20 protein-coding genes and 2 pseudogenes are annotated in these 25,325 nt (G+C 72.8%); 12 read left to right on the top strand and 10 right to left on the bottom strand.

From position 1 onward, the window contains the following. Entirely contained in the window at positions 1 to 606 is a 606-nt protein-coding gene (locus ACWC1K_RS17025) for an SRPBCC family protein (RefSeq protein ID WP_450832103.1), read from the top strand. Positions 607 to 612: 6 nt separating this feature from the next. Here the strand turns inward: ACWC1K_RS17025 and ACWC1K_RS17020 are convergent, their stop codons facing one another. From ACWC1K_RS17020 to ACWC1K_RS17010, 3 genes are all read right to left on the bottom strand, one after another. After that, positions 613 to 1,536, bottom strand: coding sequence for an aminoglycoside phosphotransferase family protein (locus ACWC1K_RS17020; RefSeq protein ID WP_450832101.1), 924 nt, complete (start codon positions 1,534 to 1,536; stop codon positions 613 to 615). Positions 1,537 to 1,734: 198 nt separating this feature from the next. Further along, positions 1,735 to 1,914, bottom strand: coding sequence for a hypothetical protein (locus ACWC1K_RS17015; protein ID WP_450832100.1), 180 nt, complete (start codon positions 1,912 to 1,914; stop codon positions 1,735 to 1,737). Positions 1,915 to 1,968: 54 nt separating this feature from the next. Beyond that, positions 1,969 to 2,469 (bottom strand): metallophosphoesterase family protein, encoded by a 501-nt coding sequence (locus tag ACWC1K_RS17010; protein WP_450832099.1) that lies wholly within the window; start codon positions 2,467 to 2,469, stop codon positions 1,969 to 1,971. Positions 2,470 to 2,786: 317 nt separating this feature from the next. Between ACWC1K_RS17010 and ACWC1K_RS17005 the strand changes: the two genes are divergently transcribed. Genes ACWC1K_RS17005 through rfbC form a run of 3 tightly spaced genes read left to right on the top strand, consistent with a single transcriptional unit; the run spans position 2,787 to position 5,756 of the window. Next, on the top strand, positions 2,787 to 3,263 hold the full coding sequence (locus ACWC1K_RS17005; protein ID WP_450832097.1) for a hypothetical protein: 477 nt from the start codon (positions 2,787 to 2,789) through the stop codon (positions 3,261 to 3,263). Continuing rightward, positions 3,185 to 5,143 (top strand): glycosyltransferase family 2 protein, encoded by a 1,959-nt coding sequence (locus tag ACWC1K_RS17000; protein WP_450832095.1) that lies wholly within the window; start codon positions 3,185 to 3,187, stop codon positions 5,141 to 5,143. The genes ACWC1K_RS17005 and ACWC1K_RS17000 overlap by 79 nt, the downstream gene beginning before the upstream one ends. 4 nt (positions 5,144 to 5,147) lie before the next feature. After that, on the top strand, positions 5,148 to 5,756 hold the full coding sequence (gene rfbC, locus ACWC1K_RS16995) for a dTDP-4-dehydrorhamnose 3,5-epimerase (RefSeq protein ID WP_450832093.1): 609 nt from the start codon (positions 5,148 to 5,150) through the stop codon (positions 5,754 to 5,756). Here the strand turns inward: rfbC and ACWC1K_RS16990 are convergent. From ACWC1K_RS16990 to ACWC1K_RS16975, 4 genes are all read right to left on the bottom strand, one after another. Then, positions 5,746 to 6,549 (bottom strand): class I SAM-dependent methyltransferase, encoded by an 804-nt coding sequence (locus ACWC1K_RS16990; RefSeq protein ID WP_450832091.1) that lies wholly within the window; start codon positions 6,547 to 6,549, stop codon positions 5,746 to 5,748. The two genes, rfbC and ACWC1K_RS16990, sit on opposite strands and share 11 nt — an antisense overlap. After that, positions 6,546 to 7,010 (bottom strand): sugar nucleotide-binding protein, encoded by a 465-nt coding sequence (locus ACWC1K_RS16985; RefSeq protein ID WP_450832089.1) that lies wholly within the window; start codon positions 7,008 to 7,010, stop codon positions 6,546 to 6,548. The genes ACWC1K_RS16990 and ACWC1K_RS16985 overlap by 4 nt, the downstream gene beginning before the upstream one ends. Positions 7,011 to 7,176: 166 nt before the next feature. Beyond that, entirely contained in the window at positions 7,177 to 8,244 is a 1,068-nt protein-coding gene (locus tag ACWC1K_RS16980; protein ID WP_450832087.1) for a glucose-1-phosphate thymidylyltransferase, read from the bottom strand. A 372-nt stretch (positions 8,245 to 8,616) separates the two neighbouring features. Beyond that, on the bottom strand, positions 8,617 to 9,579 hold the full coding sequence (locus ACWC1K_RS16975) for an alpha/beta hydrolase (RefSeq protein ID WP_450832085.1): 963 nt from the start codon (positions 9,577 to 9,579) through the stop codon (positions 8,617 to 8,619). Between the two features lie 2 nt (positions 9,580 to 9,581). On the opposite strand from ACWC1K_RS16975, the pseudogene ACWC1K_RS16970 reads away from it, so the two are divergent. Next, a pseudogene (locus tag ACWC1K_RS16970) lies at positions 9,582 to 9,784 on the top strand (MarR family winged helix-turn-helix transcriptional regulator); the annotation flags it as partial. Here the strand turns inward: ACWC1K_RS16970 and ACWC1K_RS16965 are convergent. Further along, positions 9,774 to 12,215, bottom strand: a complete 2,442-nt coding sequence (locus ACWC1K_RS16965) for a SpoIIE family protein phosphatase (protein WP_450832083.1) — start codon at positions 12,213 to 12,215, stop codon at positions 9,774 to 9,776. The pseudogene ACWC1K_RS16970 and the gene ACWC1K_RS16965 sit on opposite strands and share 11 nt — an antisense overlap. Positions 12,216 to 12,411: 196 nt before the next feature. Between ACWC1K_RS16965 and lanKC the strand changes: the two genes are divergently transcribed. From lanKC to ACWC1K_RS16945, 4 genes are all read left to right on the top strand, one after another. Further along, the gene (gene lanKC, locus ACWC1K_RS16960) at positions 12,412 to 14,979 is read left to right on the top strand and encodes a class III lanthionine synthetase LanKC (protein ID WP_450832081.1); all 2,568 of its coding nucleotides are present in this window, start codon (positions 12,412 to 12,414) and stop codon (positions 14,977 to 14,979) included. Between the two features lie 75 nt (positions 14,980 to 15,054). Further along, positions 15,055 to 15,171 carry a SapB/AmfS family lanthipeptide gene (locus ACWC1K_RS16955; RefSeq protein WP_030937754.1) on the top strand — a complete coding sequence of 39 codons (117 nt, stop codon included), beginning with the start codon at positions 15,055 to 15,057 and terminating at the stop codon, positions 15,169 to 15,171. Positions 15,172 to 15,270: 99 nt separating this feature from the next. Beyond that, entirely contained in the window at positions 15,271 to 16,974 is a 1,704-nt protein-coding gene (locus tag ACWC1K_RS16950; RefSeq protein WP_450832080.1) for an ABC transporter ATP-binding protein, read from the top strand. 301 nt (positions 16,975 to 17,275) lie between these two features. Next, a complete protein-coding gene (locus ACWC1K_RS16945; RefSeq protein WP_450832078.1) occupies positions 17,276 to 19,447 on the top strand; it encodes an ATP-binding cassette domain-containing protein in 2,172 nt (723 codons plus the stop codon). Here ACWC1K_RS16945 and ACWC1K_RS16940 read toward each other — a convergent pair. Then, positions 19,370 to 19,849 (bottom strand): annotated as a pseudogene (locus ACWC1K_RS16940) (response regulator transcription factor); the annotation flags it as partial. The gene ACWC1K_RS16945 and the pseudogene ACWC1K_RS16940 sit on opposite strands and share 78 nt — an antisense overlap. A 378-nt stretch (positions 19,850 to 20,227) precedes the next feature. On the opposite strand from ACWC1K_RS16940, the gene ACWC1K_RS16935 reads away from it, so the two are divergent. Beyond that, positions 20,228 to 22,372: a PP2C family protein-serine/threonine phosphatase gene (locus ACWC1K_RS16935; RefSeq protein WP_450832076.1), complete on the top strand. Its 2,145-nt coding sequence runs from the start codon at positions 20,228 to 20,230 to the stop codon at positions 22,370 to 22,372. 157 nt (positions 22,373 to 22,529) lie between these two features. Here ACWC1K_RS16935 and ACWC1K_RS16930 read toward each other — a convergent pair whose 3' ends face one another. After that, complete coding sequence (locus ACWC1K_RS16930) at positions 22,530 to 23,960, bottom strand: S1 family peptidase (protein ID WP_450832074.1); 1,431 nt, start codon at positions 23,958 to 23,960, stop codon at positions 22,530 to 22,532. Positions 23,961 to 24,150: 190 nt separating this feature from the next. On the opposite strand from ACWC1K_RS16930, the gene ACWC1K_RS16925 reads away from it, so the two are divergent. Both ACWC1K_RS16925 and ACWC1K_RS16920 read left to right on the top strand, forming a co-directional pair. Then, positions 24,151 to 24,564 (top strand): PaaI family thioesterase, encoded by a 414-nt coding sequence (locus tag ACWC1K_RS16925; RefSeq protein WP_450832072.1) that lies wholly within the window; start codon positions 24,151 to 24,153, stop codon positions 24,562 to 24,564. 483 nt (positions 24,565 to 25,047) lie between these two features. Then, positions 25,048 to 25,263, top strand: a complete 216-nt coding sequence (locus tag ACWC1K_RS16920; protein WP_450695628.1) for a type A2 lantipeptide — start codon at positions 25,048 to 25,050, stop codon at positions 25,261 to 25,263. Positions 25,264 to 25,325 lie beyond the last annotated feature (62 nt).

Genomic DNA, 25,325 nt, shown 5'->3' with positions numbered 1-25,325 from the left:
ATGGAGCTGCACCACGAGTTCACCGTGCCGGTCCCGGTCGACGAGGCCTGGCAGACGCTCCTCGACATCGAGCGGATCGCCCCGTGCATGCCCGGGGCGATGGTCGAGGAGTACGACGGGAAGACCGTCACCGGCTCGGTGAAGGTCAAGGTGGGCCCGATCACCGTGACGTACAAGGGAACGGCCGTCTTCGAGGAGCAGGACGAGACGGCGCACCGCATGGTGCTGATCGCTGGCGGCCGGGAGACCCGCGGCCAGGGCACCGCACGCGCCACGGTGACCGGCACCCTGAGCGAGCGCGACGGTGGTACGGCGGTGTCGGTGCGGACCGATCTGACGGTGACCGGGCGTCCGGCGCAGTTCGGGCGCGGGGTGATGGCGGACGTGGGCGACCGGCTCGTCGGCCAGTTCGCCCAGTGCCTGTCGGAGCGGATCGTCGAGCCCGAGCCTGCCGTCGCGGTGGCGGAGCCGCCGGAGGAGACGGCGCCTCTCGACCTGTTCCGTGCGGCCGGGGTGCCGGTGGCCAAGCGGGCGGCGGTGGCTGTCGCGGCGGCCGTTGTGGCGGCGGTCGTGTTCACACGGGTACGGCGGTGGCGGCGGGGTTGATCCCTCTCAGCCGGCGTTGTTCCGGTGGTCCGCGAGGATCGCCTCCAGGTGCTTCAGCGCTGCCGTGACCCGGGCCGGGTGGTCGCGGAAGAAGGGGTCGTCGGGTACCGGGAGGGATCCCGCGAGGGCCCAGCCGCGGCCCCGGGCCCAGGTCGCGTCGTCGGCGCCGACCGCCTCGCGGAACACGTCCCGTGCCCGCGCGGGCAGGAACTTCCAGGCGGGCACCAGGTCCACGGCGGGGTCGGCCACGGCCAGCGTGCCGAAGTCGATGACGGCGCTCAGCCGGCCGTTGCGCGTCAGGAGGTTGGCCGCGTCGAGGTCGCCGTGGATCCACACCGGCGGCTTCTCCCAGGCGGGTGCGGCGAGGGCCGCCTCCCACACCTCCGTCACCGCGTCGACATCGACGAGGCCCGCCTTCTTCAGCGCCGCCAGCTTGGGCCGCACACGGGCCTCCGCGGCCACGGAGTCACGCTCGTCGCCCAGCGGCACACCCCGGAAGGCGTTGCTCTGCTCGGGGCCGGGGCCGCCGGTGGGGTCGGCCGCCTGCAGGGCGGTGATGAATTCGGCGAGGTCGAGGGCGGTGCCGACCGGGTCGGTCAGGGCGTCGGTGGCCGCCGTCTCGCCGTCCAGCCACCGGTAGACGGACCATGGGTAGGGGTAGCCCTCGCCGGGTTCACCCCTCGCGAGGGGCTCGGAGACGGCCAGCGGGAGGTACGGGGCGAGGCGGGGCAGCCAGCGGTGCTCGCGCTCCACCTGGCCGACCCAGTGTGCGTAGCGCGGCAGACGTACGGACAGCTCGTCGCCGAGCCGGAAGGTGGCGTTGTCCATGCCGGACTGCGGCACCGGGGTGACCGGCAGGTCGGCCCATTGCGGGAACTGGGCAACGAGCAGACGGCGTACCAGAGTTGCGTCGATCAGCACGCCGTCCATCTCAGCGGGGCGACGGCCGGACGTCCACCGAATTTCGGGGTGTGGGAGGCCGTCTGAGGGGTAGGCGGCGCTCGATGGGGCATGCACGCCCCCGCGACACAGCGCCTCTGCGGGAAGGAGGTCCGTGACAGCGCACACTCGCAGCGCCCGGGCCGCTCGCAGCCGCATGGAGCGGCCCGGACCTTGTGCCCGCCCACCTCACCTCTCGCCGCCCGGAAGCAGGGCGCCCGGCAGCACGATCAGGGCGAGCGCCGCGGCGGCCGCGTAGAGGCCCGCGGCTCCGAGGGCGACGGCGTCGAAGCCCCGTACAAAACCGATGCGGGGCGGCGCGACGTTGACGATGGCGACGTCGAGCAGCACCAGGAAGTACCGGTGCACATGACGAACAGGACGGTGCGGGGCGAGCTCCGCCCTGCCGGCCCGAAACCGGTGCTACTTCGGAGGCAGGCGGTGCAGCTGCACATCCGTGAGGAGGCCGTCGGCCACCGTGGCGGTCATGTACGTGCAGTAGGGCTGGCGGCGCCGGTCGGTCGGGGAGCCGGGGTTGAGCAGGCGCAGGCCGCCGGGGGCGGTCGTGTCCCAGGGGATGTGGCTGTGCCCGAAGACCAGCACGTCGCAGTCGGGGAACCGGGCGGCACAGCGCGCCTCCCGGCCCTGTGCCGGGCCCGTCTCGTGCACGACTGCGAAGCGCACTCCGTCGAGCTCGGCGTACGCCACTTCGGGCAGCCGGGCGCGCAGCGCCGGTCCGTCGTTGTTGCCGTACACGCCGACGACTCTGCGGCAGCGGGCCTCCAGCAGGTCGAGGGTGGCTGTGTCGACCCAGTCCCCGGCATGGAACACGACGTCGGCGCGCGGGAGTTCGGCCAGGAGCGGCTCGGGCAGCTCCTTGGCGCGTTTGGGGAGGTGGGTGTCGGTCGTCAGCAGCAGGCGCACGCGGTCAGCCTAGAGAGGGCACCGCGGTGCCACGGCGTGAGCGGTCCGCCCGGTGCGTCGCTCGGGGTGTGCCTCACTGATGCTTCCTGACCGGCCTGCGGCTCGATCGGGGTGGCTGCCGGCCGTGGCTGCGGCGGGTTTCCCGGTGCGAAAGCCGCGGGTGCCCGACCCGTCCGTCGAGCTGCGCGTCCTCGGCGGCTCGCCGGATCGACGCTGCTCCCGCGTCCGCCCTCCCCGGCCGCTCGCTCGACACCCTCGTACGGCACCGAAAGGCCTGATCCAGGGCCGTCACCACCCTCGACCGCGGCACCGCCCTCGTGGTGATCGACCTCCGGGCCGGTGTCGCCGCCGCGCCCGTCCAGCCGCACACCGGCACCGAGGCCGTCACCCGTACGGTCGAACTCGCCGACGCCTTCCGCGCCCGCGGCCTGCCGATGGTGCTGGTCCGGGTCTCGTCACCGAACTGGCCGGTCACACCGGCGACATCACCGACACCAAGCGCCACCGGGGTGCCCTCCACGGCACCGGTCTCGACGTCCAGCCGCGCACCGAGGCCCACGGGTCCGGGAGCTGCCGGCCACGACGCACGGCTCATCCGGCCCGCGGAAATGATCTCGAGGCGGCCCCGGAGTGGGACCGAGCGCCCGGCGGAGATAGCATCTGGCCACCCGTACTCACACTTTCGGCGAGCGACCCGAGGGGGCTCGGAAGCCCGATGCCGGTCAAGGTCAGCGTCATCGTCCCGGTCTACAACCCGGGGCCCTACATCGAGGACTGCATCACCTCGTTGCTGAAGCAGTCACTGCCACCCGACGAGTACGAAGTGATCTTCGTCGACGACGGCTCCACCGACCGGACCCCGGCCCGGCTCGATGCGCTTGCCGCCGAGGAGCCGCGGGTCCGGGTCATCCACCAGGAGAACTCCGGCTGGTCGGGCAAGCCCCGCAATGTTGGCATCGCAGCCTCCCAGGGCGAGTACGTCATGTTCGTCGACAACGACGACCGCCTCGGCGACGAGGCCCTGGAGCGGATGTACGACTACGGCGTGGCCAACGGCGCCGACGTCGTCGTCGGCAAGATGGCCGGCCAGGGCCGCGGGGTGCCCGTGGAGCTGTTCCGCCGCAACCGGCCGCGGGCCAGTGTGCGGGACGCCCCGCTCATCGACAGCCTCACCCCGCACAAGATGTTCCGCCGGGCCTTCCTGGACGAGATCGGCCTGCGCTTCCCCGAGGGCAGACGGCGCCTGGAGGACCATGTCTTCGTGACGGAGGCGTATCTGCGCGCGGCCAATGTGTCGGTCATCGGCGACTACGTCTGCTACTACCACATCCGGCGCGACGACTCCTCCAACGCGGGCTTCCAACAGTTCGACCCCGTCGGGTACTTCAAGAACCTGCGGGAAGCGCTGGACATCGTCGACCGGTACACCGAGCCGGGCGAGGTGCGTGACAGCCTGCACCGCCGCTGGCTGCGCGTGGAGATGGTGGAGCGGCTGCGCGGCAAGCGGTTCCTCGTCAAGCCGGACGACTACCGGCGCAAGCAGTTCGAGGAGATCCACCAGGTCGTCGTCGAGCGCTTCGGCCCCGGTGTCGCCGCCGGACTGCAGCCGACGCAGCAGGTCGTGGCCGCGCTCGTCGCCGCCGACCGGTACGACGACGTGGTGGCCTTCGCCGAGTGGGAGACCGGCCTCGGCCTCTCCGCCCGGCCCGGGACCGTCGAGTGGCAGGACGGCAGGCTGCGCCTCGACTTCGCCGCCGAGCTCACGGCGGGCGGTACGCCGCTGACGTTCCCCGGAGGCGGGGTCCGCACCCCGCTGGACGGCCCGCCCAAGGACCTGGACGAGGCGATCGCCTGGGTGGGCGCCGACACCGTCGCCCGGTTCGGACAGGCCGCCGCGGACCTCCTGGTGCGCGAACGCTCCAGCGCCGCCCAGTACTTCCAGCCGATCGAGGTCACCCGGGAGATCGTGCCGGTCGAGGACAGCGGGCAGGTGCGGCTGGTGCTGCGGGCGACGGCCACCGTCGACCCGGCGGACGCGATGGACGGCGCGCCGCTGCGCGCCGGGCTGTGGGACACCTACGCCCGCGTCAGGCTGGGCGGCTGGAGCAAGACGGCCCGCGTGGGTCCGGGCCCGCACAAGGCCCGTGCCGCCACGTCGGCTGCGGTCGCGGCCGGGCGGGTGGTCCTGCCGTACTGGACCGACCAGCACGGCAACCTCTCCCTGGACGTCGACCGGGCCAACCAGCGCCTCGGCCTCGGCCGGCTCGCCCCGGACGCCGTGAGCGTCTCGGGGGGCCGGCTGCGCGCGCCCCTGCCGCTGCACGTCCCGGCCGAGACGGCCGTGCTGCTGCGGCTGACCTCATCCGACCGATCGATGGACGTGCCCGGCACATTGTCCCCGGCTGCGGACGGGGCCCTGCTGGAGGCCGCTCCGACCGTCGCCGACCTCAGCGGCGCAACCTGGCGGACCGCCCTGTGCGCGGCCCCCGACGCCGCCGAGCCGCGCTTCCTCCCGCTGCCGCTCGCCCTGCGCGCGGACGCGAACTCGATCAAGGTGGTGCGGACGCCCAGGCCCTCGGTCGTACGGCGGCTGGCCCGCAGGGCGCGGCGGGCGCTCGCCGCGGTCCTCAGACGGCGCACGGCATCCCGGGCAGCCAAGGCAGGAAAGGTGTGAAAGCGTGCGATCACTGGGCATAGCGGGCGCGTGGGCGCTGGAGCCGAAGATCTTCCCCGATGAGCGGGGCAGCTTCCACGAGTGGTACCGCGGCGAGGAGTTCCGCGAGGCCACCGGCTACGACCTCCCGCTCGCGCAGGCCAACTGCTCGGTCTCCCGCTGGGGTGTGCTGCGCGGGGTGCACTTCGCGGATGTGCCGCCCGGGCAGGCCAAGTACGTCACCTGCGTGCGCGGCGCGATCCTGGACGTGGTGGTCGACCTGCGCGTCGGCTCGCCCACCTTCGCCGAGTGGGAGGCGGTGCGCCTCGACGAGGACACCCGGCACGCCCTGTTCCTCGCGGAGGGCCTCGGGCACGCCTTCATGGCGCTGACCGACGACGCCACCGTGGTCTACCTGTGTTCGACGGGCTACGCGCCGGGTCGTGAGCACGGCGTGCACCCCCTGGACCCGGATCTGGGCATCGCCTGGCCCGAGGGGATCCCTCCGGTGCTGTCCCCGAAGGACGCGCAGGCGCCGTCGCTGGCAGAGGCCCGGCGGAGCGGGCTTCTGCCGTCGTACGACGCCTGCGTCTCCCGTTACGAGGAGTTGCGCGGCCGCCCGTTCAGCGGCTGACCGCCAGGCTCTCCAGGGCCGAGCGCAGCGGCTGCCAGCCGCGGGCGCGGCTGAGGCCGCGGTTGCGCGCGCGGGTCAGGGGGCGCCAGAAGTCGGCCTCCAGCAGGGTCTCGGGCGTGACCGCCTTCACCCGCTCCAGGACCGCCTCGGGCACCTTCTGCGGGTCGGGCACCTGGAACTCGGCGATGATCTCGTCGTACTTGTCCTTCAGCACGGTGTTCTTGTGGTCGGCGCCGAAGACGATCAGCTGGCCGGTGGGCTGGGTGTCGACGAGTACGGTCACGAGGTCGGGCCGGTAACGGTTCAGGATCTCGATGATCTTGTAGACGTCGCCGGTCCAGGCGTTGGTGTGCCGGTCGCGGGCGGCCTCGTCGATGCTGCGCGGCAGCATGTCGTCGAAGACGATCACGCTCGACCAGTCCGCGTGCTTCTCGATGTTGATGAAGTCCCGCAGCGCGTACTCGAACAGGTGCATGCCGTCGATGAACGCCAGGTCGAGCGTGGTGCGACGCCAGTAGCCGAGCGGGCTGCGGCCCCGGCGCAGGTTGCGCACGGGGTGGCGGCCGCCCTTGAGGTGGCCGAGGGGGTTCTCCCGGGCGAAGAAGTCGTCGCTGGTGGCCTTCACCAGGTGGACGTCGCAGCGGATCTCCGTGACCACCTTGAACGCGGGGTCGACCGCGATGCTGGGGACGCGGGACAGCGTGAGACTGCGGCCGTCGTTGACTCCGATCTCCAGGTAGTTGCGGTTCGCGGTGGCCTTGTGCAGACCCCGCAGGAATTCATGGCGTTTCACGAAGGGGACTCCTTGCGGATCAGGGCGAATGCTTCGGGCAGGGCGGATCGCCGGCCGCGCGGCGGCGGACCCGGCTCCTGCCGACGACCGTGGGCGAGGGCACCGTACGCGGGGCGGGGCGCGGGCCGCGGGAAGGCCCCGCCGCCCGTCGGCCGCACGCGTTCGGGGTCCGCGCCGAGACCGGCGAAGACCTGTCGGGCCGGCTCGTACCAGGAGACCTCGCCGCGGCCGGCGACATGGCGGACACCGCTCGCGCCCCGGCCCGGGGGCGGGCCGGGGTCGGCGGGACGTGCGCCGACGTCCGCGCTCCACGTGGGCTGCCCGCGCTGGTCGTCGACGACGTCGAGGGTGTCGTGGCGGGACTCCAGGTCGATCATCGTGCGGACGAAACTACGCCCGTGGACGCCATGGAGCCAAGCGGTTCGCTCGATTGCGCTCGATGTGGGAGGCTCCTCGGCCACGGCCCGCCCGCCGACGGGCTTGTGCGGACGTAGGCGCTGCTGGGGGCGGTGGCATGATCCTCGGGATACGGGGTACAAGCGTCGCCGCGCCAGGACGCGGCCGCTGGAGAGCGGTGGTGGCCCGACGCCCCTCGGTGGCGGCCTGCTGGCTGAGCGAGCCGAGGGTTCATGTACGGATCTGCACCTTGCTGTGGTCTCCGAGGACCAGGCGGTGGGCGCTGGGCACACTGGGGGCCGGTGTCACCTCCACGTGCCGGCCGATGAGTGAGTTCTCGATCCGGCCCACTCCGAGGATCGAGGAGTCGCGCAGCACGATGGAGAACTCCACCTCGCTGTCGGTGATCCGGCAGTTCTCGGCGACGGAGGTGAAGGGGCCGACGTAGGAGTCCTCGACCACCGTACCGGCGCCGATCACGACCGGGCCGACGATGCGCGAGTTCACGACGCGCGCACCCTCCTCCACGACCACGCGCCCGATCGTCTCGGAGCCCTCGTCCACCTCGCCGTCGATCCTGCGGTCGAGCACCTCCAGGACCGTCCGGTTGACCTCCAGCATGTCGACGACGTTCCCGGTGTCCTTCCAGTAGCCCTTGATGACGGTGCAGCGCACGTCGGCGCGGCTGTCGATCAGGTGCTGGATGGCGTGGGTGATCTCCAGTTCGCCGCGCCAGGACGGCCGGATGGCGCGGACCGCCTCGTGGATCAGGGGCGTGAACAGGTAGACGCCCACCAGGGCGAGGTCGCTCTTGGGGTTCTCCGGTTTCTCCTCCAGGCCCACGACCTGGCCGGAGGAGTCGAGTTCGGCGACGCCGAAGGCGCGCGGGTCGGCCACCTGGGTGAGCAGGATCTGGGCGTCGGGGCGGTGGGTGCGGAACGCGTCGACGAGGTCGCTGATGCCCCCGACGATGAAGTTGTCGCCCAGGTACATCACGAAGTCGTCCTCGCCGAGCCAGTCCCGTGCGATCAGTACCGCGTGAGCCAGCCCGAGGGGCCGCTCCTGGGGAATGTAGGTGATCTCCAGGCCGAACTTGGATCCGTCGCCGACCGCTTCCTGGATTTCTTCCGCGGTGTCTCCGACGATGACGCCGACCTCGGTGATGCCGGCCGCGGCAATGGATTCCAGCCCGTAGAAGAGGACGGGCTTGTTGGCCACGGGGACGAGCTGCTTGGCCGACGTGTGGGTGATCGGCCTCAGTCGGGTACCGGCGCCGCCGGACAGCACGAGAGCCTTCATCTGCCTCACCATAGTCGCGATCCCTTCGCCAGGGATCACGACCAATCAGCTCGTCCGCATCGAGGGGCCGGTCAGTCCTCGCCTCGCACGATGGTGCCTTCCGGGCCGGGCTGGTCCGTTCGGGTGTCGCCCTGCTCGAGAACCGCCGGGACGCAGGTGCGCACGACGCCCTTGCCCCGCAGCCGCCGGGCCCGCGCCCAACCGGTCTCCGGTCGACGGATCAAAGGCTTGTCAGTGGTGTGCGGTGTCACGGCGCTTCATCTTCCTTCTGCTTCAGTGCCCGTCGGCCGGGTCCCCTTCGGCGGTCCGGTCAAACGCCGTGTCCGGGCTGCGGGTGCGGGAACCTGCGGCGCGCGGCCCCCGGTTCACCTCTCAGGCGGTGCCCAGCGCCCCGCGGAGGGTGCTGATCGCCTGGCTGATGGCGGCCTCAGCGGCATGGGTCTCCCGCAGGGCGTCGAGCATCACGAAGTCGTGGATGATGCCCTGGTATCGCACCGCGGTGACCGGGACACCCGCCTCGCGCAGCTTGTTCGCGTACGCCTCGCCCTCGTCGCGCAGGACGTCGGCCTCGCCGGTGATGACGCGGGCGGGCGGCAGACCGGTGAGCTGCTCGGTGGAGGCCCGCAGCGGGGACGCGGTGATCTGGGCGCGCTCCGCCTCGTCCGTCGTGCACTGGTCCCAGAACCACTGCATGGCGTCCCGGCGCAGGAAGTAGCCCTCGGCGAACTGGTGGGAGGACGGCGTGTCGAAGCCGGCGTCGGTCACCGGGTGGAACAGCACCTGCGCCGCCGGCGGAACGTCACCGCGCTGCTTGGCCATCAGGGTGAGGGCGGCGGTCATGTCGCCGCCGACGGAGTCGCCGGCCACCGCGACGCGGGTGCCGTCCAGGCCCTTGGCGGCGCCCTGCTCGACGACCCATTTCGCCACCGCGCAGTTCTGCTCGACGGCGACCGCACAGCGGGCCTCGGGCGAGAGGTCGTACTCGCGGAAGACGACCGCGGCGCCGGTGCCGACGGCGAGTTCGCGCGCCAGCCGGTCGTGGGTGTGGGCGTTGCCGAACACCCAGCCCGCGCCGTGAACGATCACCGGGAGCGGGCCGGTGGCTCCGCCGGGGCGGACGATGCGGGCGCGGACCCGGCCGGTGGGGCCGCCGGGCACGGCGATCCACTCCCCGTCGACGGCGGGCTTCCCGATGTCGCCGGACTGCACCTCGTCGACGGCCTTGCGGCCTTCGGCCGGGCCGAGGTCGAACAGGTGGGGCGGGTTGGCGGTGGCCTCGGCGAAGGCCTGGGCGGCGGGTTCGAGGACGGGGCGGGGTGCGGTGGTGCCGGTCATGAGAGGCGAACGGGCTGCTGCGCCGCGAACGCCGCGTCGAGGACGAGCGGTCGGTCGCCCTGCGCCTCACCGAGGCCGGTGCTCAGTTGCGGGAAAGGGCGGCCCGAGTGCCCCTCGCCATCGGCGAAGCCATGGGCCTGCCCCCGAGCAGGACGCCCTGGCCGAACAGCTGCTCCGCCTGATCACCGCCAACGTCACGAACTGAGCACAAGCTCCGCCCACACCTGTTTGCCGCCGCTGGCCGGCACGGTCCCCCACGCCTCGGACATCGCTTCCACGAGGAGGATGCCGCGGCCGCCGGTGGCCTCCCAGCCGATGCTCGTCGGCTTCACCGGGGTGCGCGGCGAGGCGTCGGCGACCGACACGCGCAGCCGGTTGTCGAGCAGAGTGAGGTCGAGGCGGACCTGGCCGTCGGTGTGCACCAGGGCGTTGGTGACGAGTTCGGAGACGACCAGGAGTACGGCGTCCATGTCGTCGCGGGTGACGCCCCAGGCGCGGAGGGTGCGGCGGGTGAAGCGGCGCGTGTGGCCGACGGCCTCGGGGACGCGCCAGACCGTCCAGCTCTCGCGCAGCGGACGCAGCGCCATGCCGTCGTAGCGCAGCAGGAGCAGGGCGACGTCGTCGCTGCGCCGGGCGTTGCCTAGGAGGGCGTCGGCGACCAGGTCGAGGTGGCCGGGGTCGGAGCCGGACAGTTCCCGGGCCAGCCGCTCCATGCCGTCGTCGATGTCGGCCTCCGCGGACTCGACGAGGCCGTCCGTGGTGAGCGCGAGGACCGTGCCGGGCTGCAGCCGCAGCACGCTCATCGGGAAGTCGGCCTGGGCGACCACGCCGAGCGGCGGCCCGCCGTCGGACTCGGGCACCTCGGTGCTGCCGTCCGGGTGACGCAGCACCGGCGGCAGATGGCCTGCGCGCACGTACCAGGCGGAGCCCTCCTCCATGTCGACGTCGACATAGCAGCAGGTGGCGAAGAGGTCGGTCTCCATGTCCGTCAGGAGCCGGTTGGCGTGGGAGACGACCACGTCCGGCGGATGACCCTCGACGGCGTAGGCGCGCAGCGCGGTGCGCATCTGGCCCATGAGGGTGGCGGCGCTCGCGTTGTGGCCCTGGACGTCGCCGATGACCAGGGCGACGTGGTTGTCGGGCAGCGGGATCACGTCGTACCAGTCGCCGCCGAGTTCCAGGCCCGCCGTGGTGGGCAGGTAGCGGGCGACGGCGACCGCGCCGGGCAGCTTGGGCAGGCGGCGCGGCAGCAGCTGGCGCTGGAGCATGCCGACGAGTTCGTGTTCGGCGTCGAAGGCGTGGGCCCGCATCAGGGCCTGGCCCGCGAGGCCCGCGGAGGCGGTGAGCAGGGCGCGCTCGTCGGGGCCGAAGTCGTGCGGGGTGTCCCAGCCGATCAGACAGGCGCCGGCCATGCGGTTGCCGGCGGGCAGCGGCAGCACGGCGAGTCCGCCGGGGCCGACGTCGGCGAGGGCGGGTTCCAAGGGGGTGCCGGCGGGCCAGATGCGGGCGCGGCCCTCGCGCAGGGCGGCAGCCAGGGTGGGCATGGCGCGCACGGGCGCGTCGGGCCACTCGGTGCGCCACTCGCTGCGCCACAGCTCGGGCCAGGACTCCGGATCGGCCGGGTCGAGGACCGTGACGACGAGCCGGTCGCCCTCCAGCTCGGCGAGCGCGATCCGGTCGGCCTGCAGCGGCTTGCGCAGGGCGGAGACGACGGCCTGACTGACGTCGCGCACGGTGCCGGCGGTCGCGAGCATGGCGGCGAGGCGCTGCACGCGGGCCACGTCGGTGACCTCGGAGCGCAGCTTCGAGGCGTCGGCGACCGTGCCGACGAGCATCGCGGGCCGGCCCTCGCCGCCGGGCAGCAGACGCCCGCGCAGCCGCAGCCACTTGGGCGGGCCGGAGGGCTGCAGGACCCGGAACTCCAGCTCGCGGTCGCCCAGGGACATGTGGTCGGCCTCGACCACGGACATCAGCGAGGGCAGGTCCTCCGGCACCGTCAGGCCCAGCAGGGTCTCGACCCTGCCGTCGAACTCGGCGCGGGTGACGGCGAACAGGCCCAGGATGTCGTCGCCGACCTCGACCCGGCCGCTGTCCATGGCGAGGCTGAACGCGTTGGCGGGCAGCTCCGCGCCCTCGGCCGCTCGGACGGGGGCGGGACAGCCGACGGCGTCGGCGATCAGCTCCAGGCACTTGCGGTCCTCGGTGTCGAAGCCGTCGGGCCGCTCGCTGACGGCCAGCAGACAGCCGCCGTGGTCCCCACGGGCGGGCAGCACCGCCAGGTGGAAGTCGCGCGGCGGCGTCCGCCGTCCCTCGGTGTTCCCCGCGAGTTCCTCGGGCCCGAGCCACACCGGGCTCCCCGAGCGGTGGCTGTCGGCCACCGGGGAGCTGCCGGAGCGCGGATAGCTGTCGCGCAGCCCGAACAGCGTCCTAGGAACGCCCGCCGACTCCACCAGGCACAGCAGGTCGCCGTTCTCCTCCGGCGTGTACACACCGGCGAACGCCGCCCCGGCGAAGACCAGCGCCTGCTCCAGGACCCGGCGCACCCGCTCGGGTGCAGGACCGGACGTGAGCGCTTTCAGGGCACCTTCGGCGCGCAGAGTTCTCGTTCTGCGTGCCTCGGCGCCCTCACTGACCACGTCCGCAATTACAGCGCGTATGGGACGCCTGCGCAGCCCCTGTGAGCATTCCGTAGAGGTCGTCGGGCGTGTCCACTCGAAACGCGCCGAACATGTCTTAACGCATGCGTATCGCACGGTGATCTCGTGACAGGCGTGACTGTCCCGGGCCCTGGGACGGCTGGAAATGTCGGTGCCGGGCCACGGAGGGGAATCCATGGACAAGCGGTACGAGGTGTACGCACTCGCCGACAGACACTTCTACGAGACGCCGGACCGGCTCGCCGGTGCCGGACAGCAGCCGGCACCGCTGTTCGAGACCGCGCGTCGTGAGGTGCCGGAGGGCTGGGACGCGGCGCGGATCGGCGACTGGCTGACGCTGACGCCGCTGGGCGCGGACGGCAGCGCGCTGCCCGGCCCGGCACAGGGCTGGAAGATCCACGCCTCGGCCACCCGGGCGAACGCGGAGCGCATCGCGGCGATCGTGTGGGACTACTGCGTGCCGCGCCGGATCCCGTTCAAGTTCGTGCCGGGACCGCATCTGCTGCACCTGCGCAACACCAAGTACGCGGCCCGCGACACCAGCGGCAAGTTCGTCACCGTCTACCCGGCCGACGAGGAGCAGCTCCACCGGGTGCTGCGCGAGCTGGGCCGGCTGCTGGAGGGTTTCGAGGGGCCGTACATCCTCACCGATCTGCGCTGGCACGACGGGCCGCTCTACGTCCGCTACGGCGCTTTCGCGCGCACCTTCGTCGTCGACGAGCGGGGCTCGCTCGTGCCGGCGGTGCGGGACGGCGCCGGCAGGCTGGTGCCGGACCGGCGGGCGCCGTCCTTCCAGGTGCCCGAGTGGGTGACGCTGCCGGCGTTCCTGGAGCCGCACCTGGCGGCCCGCAACACCACGACGGTGGGCGAGTTGCCGTATCGCATCGAGAAGGCGCTGCACTTCTCCAACGGCGGCGGGGTGTACGCCGGCACCGACACCCGTGACGGGCGCAAGGTGGTCCTCAAGGAGGGGCGCCCGCACGCGGGCCTCGCCTCCGACGGCGCGGACGCGATCGCCCGGCTGGAGCGCGAGAAGCAGGCCCTGGAGCAGGTGGCGGGCACCGGGGTGGTGCCCGAGGTGCGGGACTGGTTCACGCTGGGCGACCACCGGTTCCTGGTGATGGACTTCCTGGAGGGGCGCCCCCTCAACTCCTTCTTCGCCGAACGGCATCCGCTGCTCACCCCGGACCCGGATCCGGAGGCCGTCGCCCGCTACACGGCGTGGGCGGTGCGCATCCACGGGGCGGTGCAGCGTGCGGTGGAGGCGGTGCACGCCCGCGGGATCGTCTTCAACGACCTGCACGTCTTCAACATCATGGTCGCGCCGGACGAGGAGTCGGTGTTCCTGCTCGACTTCGAGGCGGCGGCGCCGGTCGAGGAGAACGGCCGTCAGGTCGTCGCACACCCCGGCTTCTTCGCCCCGCCCGACCGGAGGGGCACCGATGTCGACCGCTATGCGCTGGCGTGCTTACGGCTCGCGTTGTTCCTGCCCGTGACCACCCTGTTCGTCGTCGACCGGGGCAAGGCGGCGCACCTGGCGGAGGTGATCGCTCAGCAATTCCCGGACGTGCCGCGGGAGTTCCTGGACGAGGCGGTCGCGGAGATCACGCGCGGCGGCGTTGTGGGCGCCCCGGCGCTGGTGCGGCCCGGCGACTGGCCGCACAGCCGTGACTCGATGGTCAAGGCGATCCTCGCCTCGGCCACCCCGGAGCGCGACGACCGGCTCTTCCCGGGCGACATCGCCCAGTTCTCCGACGGCGGCGGACTCGGGCTCGCCCACGGCGCGGCCGGTGTGCTGTACGCGCTGGCCGAGACCGGCGCCGAGCGGTACGAGGAGGGCGAACGCTGGCTCCTCGACCGTACGGCCCCGCCACCGCCCGGCACACCGCTCGGCCTGTACGACGGACTCGCGGGCGTCGCGTACGTCCTGGACCGGCTCGGCCACCGGCAGCGGGCCCTCGATCTGGTCGAGGGCATCCTGGCCGAGAAGTGGCAGAACCTCTCCTCCACCCTGCACGGCGGCCTGGCCGGCCTCGGCCTGGTCCTCGGCCGACTGGCAAGCACGACGGGCGAGTCGGAGCTGCGCGAGCGCGCCGCCGAGGCCGCGGAGATCGTCGTACGACGCCTTGCCGAGCCGCTGCCCGACAAGCCGAGGCGGCGGGCCGGGCTGCTGCGGGGTGCGAGCGGACCTGCGCTGTTCCTGCTGCGGCAGTACGAGTGGACCGGCGACGCCGGGCTGCTGGAAGCGGCCGGGGTGGCGCTGCGCCGGGATCTGGACTGCTGCGTCGTCCAGAAGAGCGGCGGCGGCCTGGAGGTCGACGAGGGCTGGCGGACGCTGCCCTATCTCGGTGACGGCAGCGCGGGCCTCGGCATGGTCCTGGACGACTGTCTCGCGCACGCCGCCGACGCCGAGTTCGACAAGGCGCGTTCCGGCATCCTCACCGCCGCCACCTCCCGGTTCTACGCTCAGCCCGGCCTCTTCCAGGGCCGCGCCGGGATGATCCTGTACCTCGGCCGCACCACTCAGCCGGGCGCGACGGACCGTCACCTGGCCGAGCAGATCGCCGCACTCGGCTGGTACGCGATGGCGTACGAGGGTCAACTGGCCTTCCCCGGGCATCAGATGATGCGGCTTTCCATGGACCTCGCCACCGGAACGGCAGGGTGTCTGCTCGCGCTCGCGGCGGCCACCGGTACCGGCGCCCACCTGCCGTTCCTCCCGCCGCTGCGGCGGCCCCGATGACGCGGCTCCGCGACCTGACGGAGTCGTGACCCAACCCCGTCCCCACGGGTGAACACACAGATGGAAGGACACGAAATGGCACTGCTCGACCTGCAGACGATGGAATCCGACGAGCACACCGGCGGTGGCGGCGCAAGCACCGCGAGCCTGCTCTCCTGCATCAGCGCGGCGAGCGTTCTGCTCTGTCTCTGACAGCACCGTGATCCACGGCTCCGGGCGGCCTGCTCCCGCGAGGGAGGGGCCGCCCGGGGTCCTGCGCTCCCCCGACCCCGGATGCGAGGCCGCAGCCGTATGACGACTCATGCCGACGCCGCACCTCCCGCCGCGTTGCTGAACTCCGCCACCCGGCACAGCGGCGCACGCTGCCTCGCCCTCTGCCTGATGAGCACGGCGTCCACCGGTGCCGGGCTGCTGCTGCCGGCCGCGCTCGGCCGCACCCTCGACCTCCTCCTCGCCCACTCCCCGGCGACCCGCTGGGTGCTGTGCTGCGCGGGGATCGTGTTGCTGCTGGCCCTGCTCGACGCCGGTGAGACCGTGCTGAGCGGCGCCGTCGACGCCCGGACCACGGCATGGCTGCGGCGACGGTTGACGGGGCATGTGCTGGCCGTCGGCCCGCGCGCCGCCGCCCGCTTCGGGCCCGGCGACCTGGTCGCCCGCCTCGTCGGCAACGCGGCCCAGGCGGGGACGGCTCCGGCCGCCCGCGCCGCACTCCTCGCCGCGCTGGCCGGTCCCGTCGGAGGCGTGGTGGCGCTCGGTCTGATCAACCCGTGGCTGGCGGCAGTGTTCCTGGCCGGAGGACCACTCCTGACGCTCCTGCTGCGCGCCTTCGCCCGTGACACCACCCGCTGCGTGGCGGACTACCAGCAGGTACAGGGCCGGATCGCGGGCGCGCTGGCGGAGGCGGTGGCCGGCCACCGCACCATCGAGGCGGCGGGCACGGCGGACAAGGAGACGGCACGGATCCTGCGGCCCCTGCCCGAGCTGTCCCGCGCGGGCCACCGCATGTGGCGGGTGCAGGGGCGGGCCGCGGCCCAGGCGAGTGCCGTCGCGCCGCTGCTGCAACTGGGCGTCGTGGCCGTGGCCGGGCTGCTCCTCACCCGGCACCGGCTGTCGGTCGGCGAGGTGCTCGCGGCCTCCCGGTACGCGGTCCTCGCGACCGGGGTCGGCGTGCTGGTCGGCCAGTTCGCGAGCCTGGCCCGGGCCAGGGCGGCGGCCGGACGCCTGGACGAGGTACTGGCGGAGCCGACCGTGACCTACGGCGAACGCGAACTGCCGCCCGGTCCCGGCCGCTTGGAACTGCGCGGCGTGACGGCGCGGCGCGGCGATCGCACCGTGCTCGACGGCGTCGACCTCGTCGTCCCCGGCGGCACGACACTCGCCCTGGTCGGCCGTTCCGGCACGGGCAAGTCGCTGCTCGCCGCGCTCGCCGGCCGGCTGGCCGAGCCGGACGCGGGAGAGATCCTGCTGGACGGCGTCCCCCTGCGCGAGCTGACCCACGAAGACCTTCGCGGATCGGTCGGTTACGCCTTCGAACGCCCCGCCCTCCTGGGCACCACCATCGAGGACGCGCTGACGCTCGGCCTGCGGCCCCCCTCCCCCGCCCGCGTCCGCGAGGCGACCCGCCTGGCACACGCCGACGACTTCGTGCGCCGTCTGCCGAAGGGCTACGCCACCGCGTGCGCCGACGCGCCCCGTTCCGGCGGCGAGTCCCAACGCCTGGGCCTGGCCCGGGCCTTCGCCCACGACGGCCGCCTGCTCATCCTCGACGACGCCCTCTCCAGCCTCGACACGGTGACGGAGGCGCAGATCGCCGAGTCCCTGACCCGGGGCACGGCCGGCACCCGACTCCTCATCGCCCACCGCGCGGCCACGGCGGCCCGCTCGGATGCGGTGGCGTGGCTGGACGGGGGCCGGGTCCGGGCGGTGGGGACCCATGCGCAGCTGTGGCGGCTGGCCGGGTATCGGGCGGTGTTCGGGGACGGGGGGCCGGCGTGAACGGCGGGGGCCACCGGCGTGGCCGGGCGCTCCGGCGGGGCGAGGGGCGAGTGGACGGGCCTCCGCGGACCGCCAACTCCCCAACCGGCCTCCGGGAGGAGGCACGCCACCGGCAGGAGGCACGCCACCGGCAGGAGAGGGTCGCGCGGGGCGGTCCCCGTCCACTGCGGGGTGAAGGGCCGGCGGCGAGGGTGCGCCTCGGGCGTTGGCAGGGTGTCGGCTTCCGTGGGGTCGAACGAGACGGAGCGCCCGCGTGAACGGCTGGGGTAGTGGGACGCATGTCGTAGGCGGGGGGCTCCTTGTGCGGGGGCTTCGTTTCCTGCGGGACCGGTGGCGGGTCGTGGTGCGGCTCGGCGGGTGGTCCGTGCTGGAGACGGGGCAGACCTTCGTCACCGGGTACGCCCCGGCGCGGGCCCTCGACGCGGGGTTCCTGGCCGGACGTGCCTCGGTCGGGCTGGCCTGGCTCGGGGTGGCCGGGCTCGGTGTCGTCGTGGGGGCGTACGGGACCGGGCGGGTCTACACGGCCGTCGCCGCCCTGGTCGAACCCCTGCGGGACCGGCTCGTCGAGGGGGTGGTCGGGCGCGGGGTGCGGGAGGCCGACGGCGGGGCGCTGTCGGGGCTGACCCAGCAGGTGGAGATCGCGCGGGACACCTTCGCGGGGCTCGTGATGGTGTCGCGCTCGTTCGTGTTCACCGCGGTGGGGGCGTTCGTCGGGCTGTTCTCGCTCGCCCCGCTGCTCCTGCTGGTCGTGGGGCCGCCGCTGGTGGCCGCAGTGGCCCTGTTCGCGGCGTCGCTGCGGCCGTTGGCCCGACGGCAGGAGGTGTTCCTGGTCGCCGACGAGGCGCTGGCCGACGGCCTGGGTGTCGTCGGCCCGGGGCTGCGGGACATCACGGCCACCGGTGCCGAGGAGCGGATCGCCGCCGACACGGGTGAACTCGTCGACGCCGAACTGCGGGCCGCCCGCTCCCTCGCCCGCTGGGGTGTCCTGCGCATCGCGTCGCTCACCCTCGGCGGCCAGCTCCCGATCGTGCTGCTGCTCGCCGCCGCCCCCTGGCTCCTGTCCCGGGGTGTCACCACGGGCGCCCTGGTCGGCGCCCTCGCCTACATCACCCAGTCCCTCCTCCCGGCCCTGCGCAACCTCGTCCACGGCCTGGGGGCGAGCGGCTCCCGCCTGACGGTGGTCCTACGGCGGCTGGCTCCGCCCCGCAGGACCGGCACGGACCGCCCGCCCCCGGAACGACCCACCGCACACGGCCACGTGTCGCCCCCGCCCCGGCCGACACCCGCCGACCAGCCCAGTCCTCCAGCCACTCCCGACGGCCAATCCCGCAAGCACCCGCCCGCGCTCGACCCACAAGGCGAGGATCCGCCCCCTGCCCCGCGCCGTTCGCCGGCCCCCGGCGACACAGCCACGCCCGACGACCACCCCCACAGCGCGGCGGCCCCCGGCACCAGGCGAGACGGGCATCCAGCCACTCCTCCTCAGCGGTCGGCTTCCACCCGCGCGGCCACCACCCGGGCCATGTCCGACGACCACCGTCACCCGGCACCGGCCGCACCGGGCCCCTCGGGCAAAGGCCCCGCCCCACGGCGCCCGGCGCCCGGCGCCCTCTCCCTCACCTCCGTCACCTTCGCCTACGGCCCCACCGCCCTCCCCGTCGTCGAAAACCTCGATCTCGCCCTTCCTCCCGGCTCCCACCTGGCCGTCGTCGGACCCAGCGGGATCGGGAAGTCCACGCTCACCGCTCTGGTCGCGGGGCTGCTGGAGCCGCGTCGCGGGACGATCCGGGTGGGTGGGGAGCCGGTGCCCTCGGCGGCTGCCGCTCGGCAGCGGGTGCTCATTCCGCAGGAGGCGTACGTCTTCACCGGGACCCTCGCCGACAACCTGGGCCACTTCCGGGAGGGCCCCTTGTCCGAGGTCGAACTGCTCGCGGCGGCCGACGCCGTCGGGCTCGGTCCGCTGCTCGACAGGCTCGGCGGGCCCGGTGCCCGGATCGACCCCGCGGCGCTCTCCGCGGGCGAACGGCAGCTGATCGCGCTGGCCCGGGCCTATCTGTCGGACGCCCCGCTCGCCCTGCTCGACGAGGCGACCTGTCATCTGGATCCGCAGGCGGAGGAGCGCGCCGAGTGTGCGTTCGCGCGGCGGCCCGGCGGCACCCTCGTCGTGGTCGCCCACCGCATCAGCTCGGCGCGGCGGGCGGATCGCGTGCTGGTCATGGACGGGCGGGGTACCGCCTGCGGAACCCACCACGAACTGCTGGAGACCTCGCCGCTGTACCGGGAGCTCGTCGGCAGCTGGACGCCCGTGCCGTCACAGCCAGCCCTCCCCCTGGGAGATACGGATCGCGTCGATGCGGTTGCGGGCCCCGGTCTTTCGGGTGATGGCCGCCATGTAGTTGCGCACGGTCCCGTGGGACAGATGGAGGCTCCCGGCGATCTCGGCGACGGACGCACCCTCGGCGGCCAGGGATAACACGCTCAGCTCCCGCCGGGTCAGCGGCATCTCGGCGGCCTTGAGGAACCCGAAGCCCAGCGAGTCGCTGATGAAACGTTCCCCCTGGGCGACGTGCCGAATGCCGCGCACGAGGTGTTCCGGGGATGCCTCCTTGTCGACGTAGCCGAGCGCCCCCGCCTCGATCGCCCGTTTCAGCAGGCCCGGCCTGTTCGCACTGGCAAGGACGAGAAGTCTCGGCGGTATCCCGTCCGGGCCCCGCGAGCGCAGCTCGCCGAGCGGCGGGATGCCGTACGCGTCCGCGCACTCCAGATCCGCCGCGCAGACGTCGGGCCGCAGGGATCTCACCCGGCCGGGTGCGCTGCGCCATGCCGTGTCCTCCACTCCGAGGTCGGGTTCCCGGCGCAGCCAGTCCGCCAGCACCGATCGCACCAGACACTCGTCATGCACCAGAAGTACCCGGATCACTGCCGCCCCTCAGCATTCCGTCATTCCGTCTGCGGTCACATTGGTGTTGAACGCGTGCCCATTGTTGGCGCCCGCGACCGTTCCTGGGCGCGAAGAACCGGCCAACAGGGTGCGCGGGGGCGCACGCGCGGCGCCCGCACGCCGTCCCGCGCATCAACAGAGGGGGCATGCACCGGGGGCAAGGGGGTACGCGGGCTTTCTTCACCGAGCCGCGGGCCGTCGTGCGCCCGTACTCGAGCCGGGCGGCGCCGTCCCGGCCACCGCTCGCCGTGCGCGACCGGCCGCCAGGGGGCAGATTGATCCCTGGGACCCGTCGCCCGGCCGTGCGAGGAGGTGGTCGGCGTGTCCGACGGGCAGACGTCCGCACAGGCGCCGGCGACCACGAGGACGCGGGTGGGCCGACCGCTGCTGTCCCTGGCGCTCGCGTCGATGATGGACGAGGTCGACGCCCACTCCGGCGCGGTGTATCTGCTGTCGCCCGCCGAACCCGTGCTGGAGATGGCCGTGGTGGCGGGCCTGCCCCGGGCCTTCGCCGCGCCCTGGGAGCGGGTGGGGCTGAGCGCGCCGATCCCGGTCGCGGACGCGGTGCGCGAGCGGCGGCTGGTGTGGGTGGGCGGCGAGGAGGAGATGGCGGCCCGCTATCCGCGCATCGCCGTGGTGCTGCCCTATCCCTTCGCGCTGGCCGCGGTGCCGGTGGCGACCGGCTCGACGGCGTACGGCGCGGTCTTCGTGACCTGGCCCGGCTCGCATCCGCCCGACCTGTCCGACCGGGAGCGGGACCATCTGACCGCGGCCTGCGACCGGCTGGCGAAGCGGCTGGAGCGTGCCCTGGAGGAGAGCCGGCAGCTGCTGCCCGAGCCCGATCTGCTAGGTGGAGCGCCGGTGGGCGCCCCGGCCGGCACCCTCGGCACGGTGGAGGCGGCGCGGATGGTGGCACGGCTGCCGTACGGGCTGTGCTCGCTGGATCTGCACGGCCGGGTCGCCTTCGCCAACGCGGCGGCGGCCGAACTGATCGGTCTCCCGGTCAGCAGGCTGCTGGGCACGCAGCTGTGGGCGTCCGTGCCCTGGCTCAACGACCCCGTGTACGAGGACCGCTACCGGGCCGCGCTGATGAGCCAGCAGACCACCTCGTTCGTGGCGCTGCGACCGCCCGGGGACTGGCTGTCCTTCCGGATGTATCCCAGTACGACCGGGCTCAGCGTCCGTGTCACCCGGGCGCGGGCGGTGGCGGAGATGAACCGGGCGGGGCCCCAGCCCGGTGACACCCCTTCCCGGCTGGTCACCATCTCCCAGGTGCTGACGCTGGCCGGTGCGCTGACCGAGGCGGTGGGGGTGCAGGACGTGGTGCAGCTGGTCGCGGACGAGATCGCGCCGGCCGTGGGCAGCCAGGCGCTGGTGGTCCTCGGTTCCCGGGCGGGGCGGCTGCATGTGCTGGGGCACCGCGGATATCCCGACCCGCACCTCGTGGAGCGGTTCGACGGGCTGCCGCTGGCCGAGTCCACGCCGGGCACGCACGCACTGAACACCGGGGTGCCGGCGTTCTTCGACTCACGGGAGGAGCTGGAGCGCCTGTACCCGTCGCGGCACGCCACCCCGGACGGCTTCGCGGCCTGGGCCTATCTGCCGTTGATCGCCTCGGGGCGCCCGGTGGGGACCTGTGTGCTCGCCTACGCCGAACCGCATCCGTTCCCCGCGGACGAGCGGGCGGTGCTGACGAGCCTGGGCGGCCTGATCGCGCAGGCCCTGGAGCGGGCCCTGCTCTACGACGCCAAGCACCAGCTGGCGCACGGCCTGCAGGCGGCCCTGCTGCCGCACTCGCTGCCGCCGCTGGCCGGCATCGACTCGGCCTCCCGCTATCTGCCCGCCACACACGGCATGGAGATCGGCGGCGACTTCTACGACCTGATGCCGACGCGGGGCGGGGCGGCGGCGGTGATCGGGGACGTACAGGGCCACAACGTGACGGCGGCCGGGCTGATGGGGCAGATCCGCACCGCCGTGCGCGCCTACACGACCGTGGGGCAGGCGCCCGAGGAGGTCATGGGCAGCACCAACCGGCTGCTGATCGACCTCGGCGCGGACCTGTTCGCCAGCTGTCTGTATCTACGGCTCGATCCCGCGCACGGGCGGGCCGTGATGGCCCGGGCGGGTCATCCGCCGCCGCTGCTGCGTCGTCCCGACGGGCGGGTGCGGGTGCTCGACCTCGCCGGTGGCCCGCTGCTGGGCATCGACGGCTCCGCCGGCTATCCGACGACGGAGGTCGACCTCGCTCCCGGCTCCGTACTTGCCCTCTATACGGACGGGTTGATCGAATCGCCCGGTGTCGACATCGAGGACGCGCTCGCCGGCCTCGGTGAACGCCTCACCGAGGCGGGCGAGTTGCCCCTGGACGAACTCGCCGACCATCTCGTGCGGCACAGTACGGCAGCCCGCGAACGGCTCGACGACGTGGCGCTGTTGCTGCTGCGGGCTCGTTGAAGAGTCCGAACGGGCGCCGACACGACGCGGTCCGGCCCTCCCGCCGGAGGGCCGGACCGTCCACCGTCGGCCGGAAACCGCACGGGAGGCCGATCAGTGGGTCTCCATCAGTGGGTCCGCGCCGGGTGAATGCGCTCGATCAGTGAGCGGCCCCCGATCACTGGGACCCGGTGAGGGACGACGAACCGTCGTCCGCGCCGGTGCCGCTCTGGTCCCCGACGCCGGCACCGGACTGGTCACCCGCACCGGCACCGGACTGGTCGCCGACGCCGTTCCCGGACTGGTCGCCGGCCCCGGCCCCGTCACTGGCCGTCGCGGACGGATCGGCGGTGCCCGCCTGGTCGCCGCCGCCGACCGCGTCGCCACCGCCCTCCTGGTCGCCGGCCGAGGCGGACGGGTCGGCGGTGCCCGCCTGGTCACCCGCGCCCGCACCTGCGCCGCCGTCGCCCAGCGTTGCGCCCGTGGCCTGCAGGGCGGTGGTCACCGGCTGGAAGAAGGTCTCGCCGCCGTTGGTGCAGTCGCCGCTGCCGCCGGAGGTCATGCCGACCGCGCTGCCGTCCTGCGTGAACAGCGAGCCGCCGCTGTCGCCGGCCTCGGCGCACACGTTGGTCTGGATGAGACCGGTGACGGTGTCGACGCCGTTCGGGTCCGTCTCGCTCTGGAAGTTGACCGTGGCGTCGAGACCGGTGACCTGGCCGTCGTGCAGGCCGGTCGTGCTGCCCATCCGGAAGACCGTCTCACCGACGGTGGCGTCCGCGGCCTGCGTGATCTGGACGGTCTTTCCGTCGCCGGTGTTGACCTCGCTCGCCGCCTGGGTGTTCGGGTCGTCGTACTTGACCAGCGAGAAGTCGCCGTCGCCGGGGAAGGTGGCCTGGTCGACGGTGGCGATGGGCTGACCGGTCTCGGAGTCGGACCACTGCTTGGCGGCCACACCGCAGTGACCGGCGGTCAGGAAGGCCGGAGAGCCGTCGCTCGCCTTGACGTTGAAGCCGAGCGAGCAGCGCACGGTGCCGCCCTCCGCCTGGGCGAAGATGGCGTCACCGCCCGACACCTTCGTCTTGAAGGTGCCGGAGGACTTCTTCACGGTGGCCATGTCCGCGCCGAGGCTCTTGACCGTCGACGTCAGTCTGTCCCACTTGGCGCCGGTGACCGTGGAGTCGGCGGTGACGGCGAGCTTGTTGGTCTTCGGGTCGATCGCCCAGGCGGTGCCCGGGATGGTCGCGTCGGCCTTGAGGGTCTGCGCGCCCGCCTTCAGCGCGGCGAGACTGTTCTTCACCTCGCGGACCTTCGCGCCCGCCTTCTCCGCCTGGACGACCACGTTGTTCTTCTCGCCGGATATGACGTTGACGACGAGCTGCTGTGTGCCGGAGTCGTAGTAGGAACCGGCGAAGGCGTCACCGAGCAGGTTCTGGAGCTGCGAGGCGAGATTCGATGCGTCGGTCGCCTTCAGGACCCTGGGGGCGGCATTCGTCGACGACCCGTCCTGCGAGGCGTTGGCGTTCGGCAGCAGGATGGCGGCTGCGCCGAGCGCCGCGACGCCGCCTGCCGCGATCGCGGCCTTGCGCTTCGGAATTCGCTTGTGACTCAAACTTCTCGACCTCCTGGGGGGACCGGAGTCTGTGCCGCCGTACGGCAGCTGTTTCGTTCGGGCGCCTGGATGGCTGTTGGTACGCACGGGTCGCACGGTGCGTTCAATTCCGTTTGCCAACTCGCTTTGCGCAATGGCGAATCGGCCATGACTCGCGTCTGACGAACCGACACGGGGAACAATCGCCCATATGACGATGACCACCGCCGAAGCCGACAAGATCCTCTCCGCCAACTTCGCCCCTTGGGTCCTCGAGCTGGGCCTGACGGTCGAGTCCCTGGCCGACGACCGGGCGACGCTACGACTTCCCTGGTCGGAGCGGCTGGCCCGGGAGGGCGGCGGGCTGTCGGGGCAGGCGCTGCTGGCCGCCGCCGACACCGCCACCGTGATCGCCGTGTCGGCCGCCCGTGGGGCCTTCGGACCGATGACGACGGTCCAGCAGTCGACGTCGTTCCAGCGCGCGGTGACGGGTTCGGATGTCCTGATCGAAGCGGTGCTCACCAAACTGGGACGCCGTATGGCATTCGCGGACATCACGATGACCGCCGAGGCATCGGGTGAACTCGCGGCGCGCGCGAGCACGGTCTACGCCCTTCTCGGCTGAGTATTTCTCGGGCCGATTCCTGGCTGACACGGTCCGCAGTCAATCGACGACGGTCTGTTCAGAACATTGATCTGAATCACAGCTTCAGGGAATCTGCACATCCAATTCCCAACCGAGTCACCGGGTGCAGGGGATCTGCACACACCGACGGCGTCCGCCACGCCATTGGGACGGGAGTGTCGGATTCGTCGCGGGGTCGGCAAGGCCCCGGGCGAACCGATGCCGTGACGCATGTGAAGAACTCGCCATCGAGCGGTGCGCAAGCCTGCACGGATGGGTGCCCCAGGGGCTCAAGTTGCCTGGTGAGGCCATTGGTTGATTGGAAGCGCATGCCCGCTGCGTGCTTTGATCCATCGCACCGCAGGGGCCGCGAAGGGTCACCGGAAACGGAAGCCCGGCGCCTGCGGTCGCGGCCGTCGCTCTGTCCCCCAGAGGGGTGCCGCTCCCCCCTTGTGAAATATCCATACGAAGGGAAGTTCCATCATGAACTCCACCCCCCGTGTTGAGACCGTTGAGATCTCGGACGCCGAGCTCGACGCTGTTTCCGGCGGCCTGTCGATCAACGCTGTCAACTCCGTCACCGGTGCGCTGGACGGCGTTGCTCCCGTTTCCAGCACGGTCGACACGGCCGTCAGCCTCGTCGAGGGTGTGACCGGCCTGAACACCGCTCCGGTCACCAGCCTGGTCGCCGGTCTCTGATCGCGCCTTTTGTGATCGTCGAGTCCCGGAGTCGTATCGCGGCTCCGGGGCCTTCGGTTGCC

Source organism: Streptomyces sp. NPDC001492, from assembly GCF_053597275.1.
Note: the sequence above shows the minus strand (reverse complement) of the source record. Positions and strands in the feature narration are given on the sequence as shown.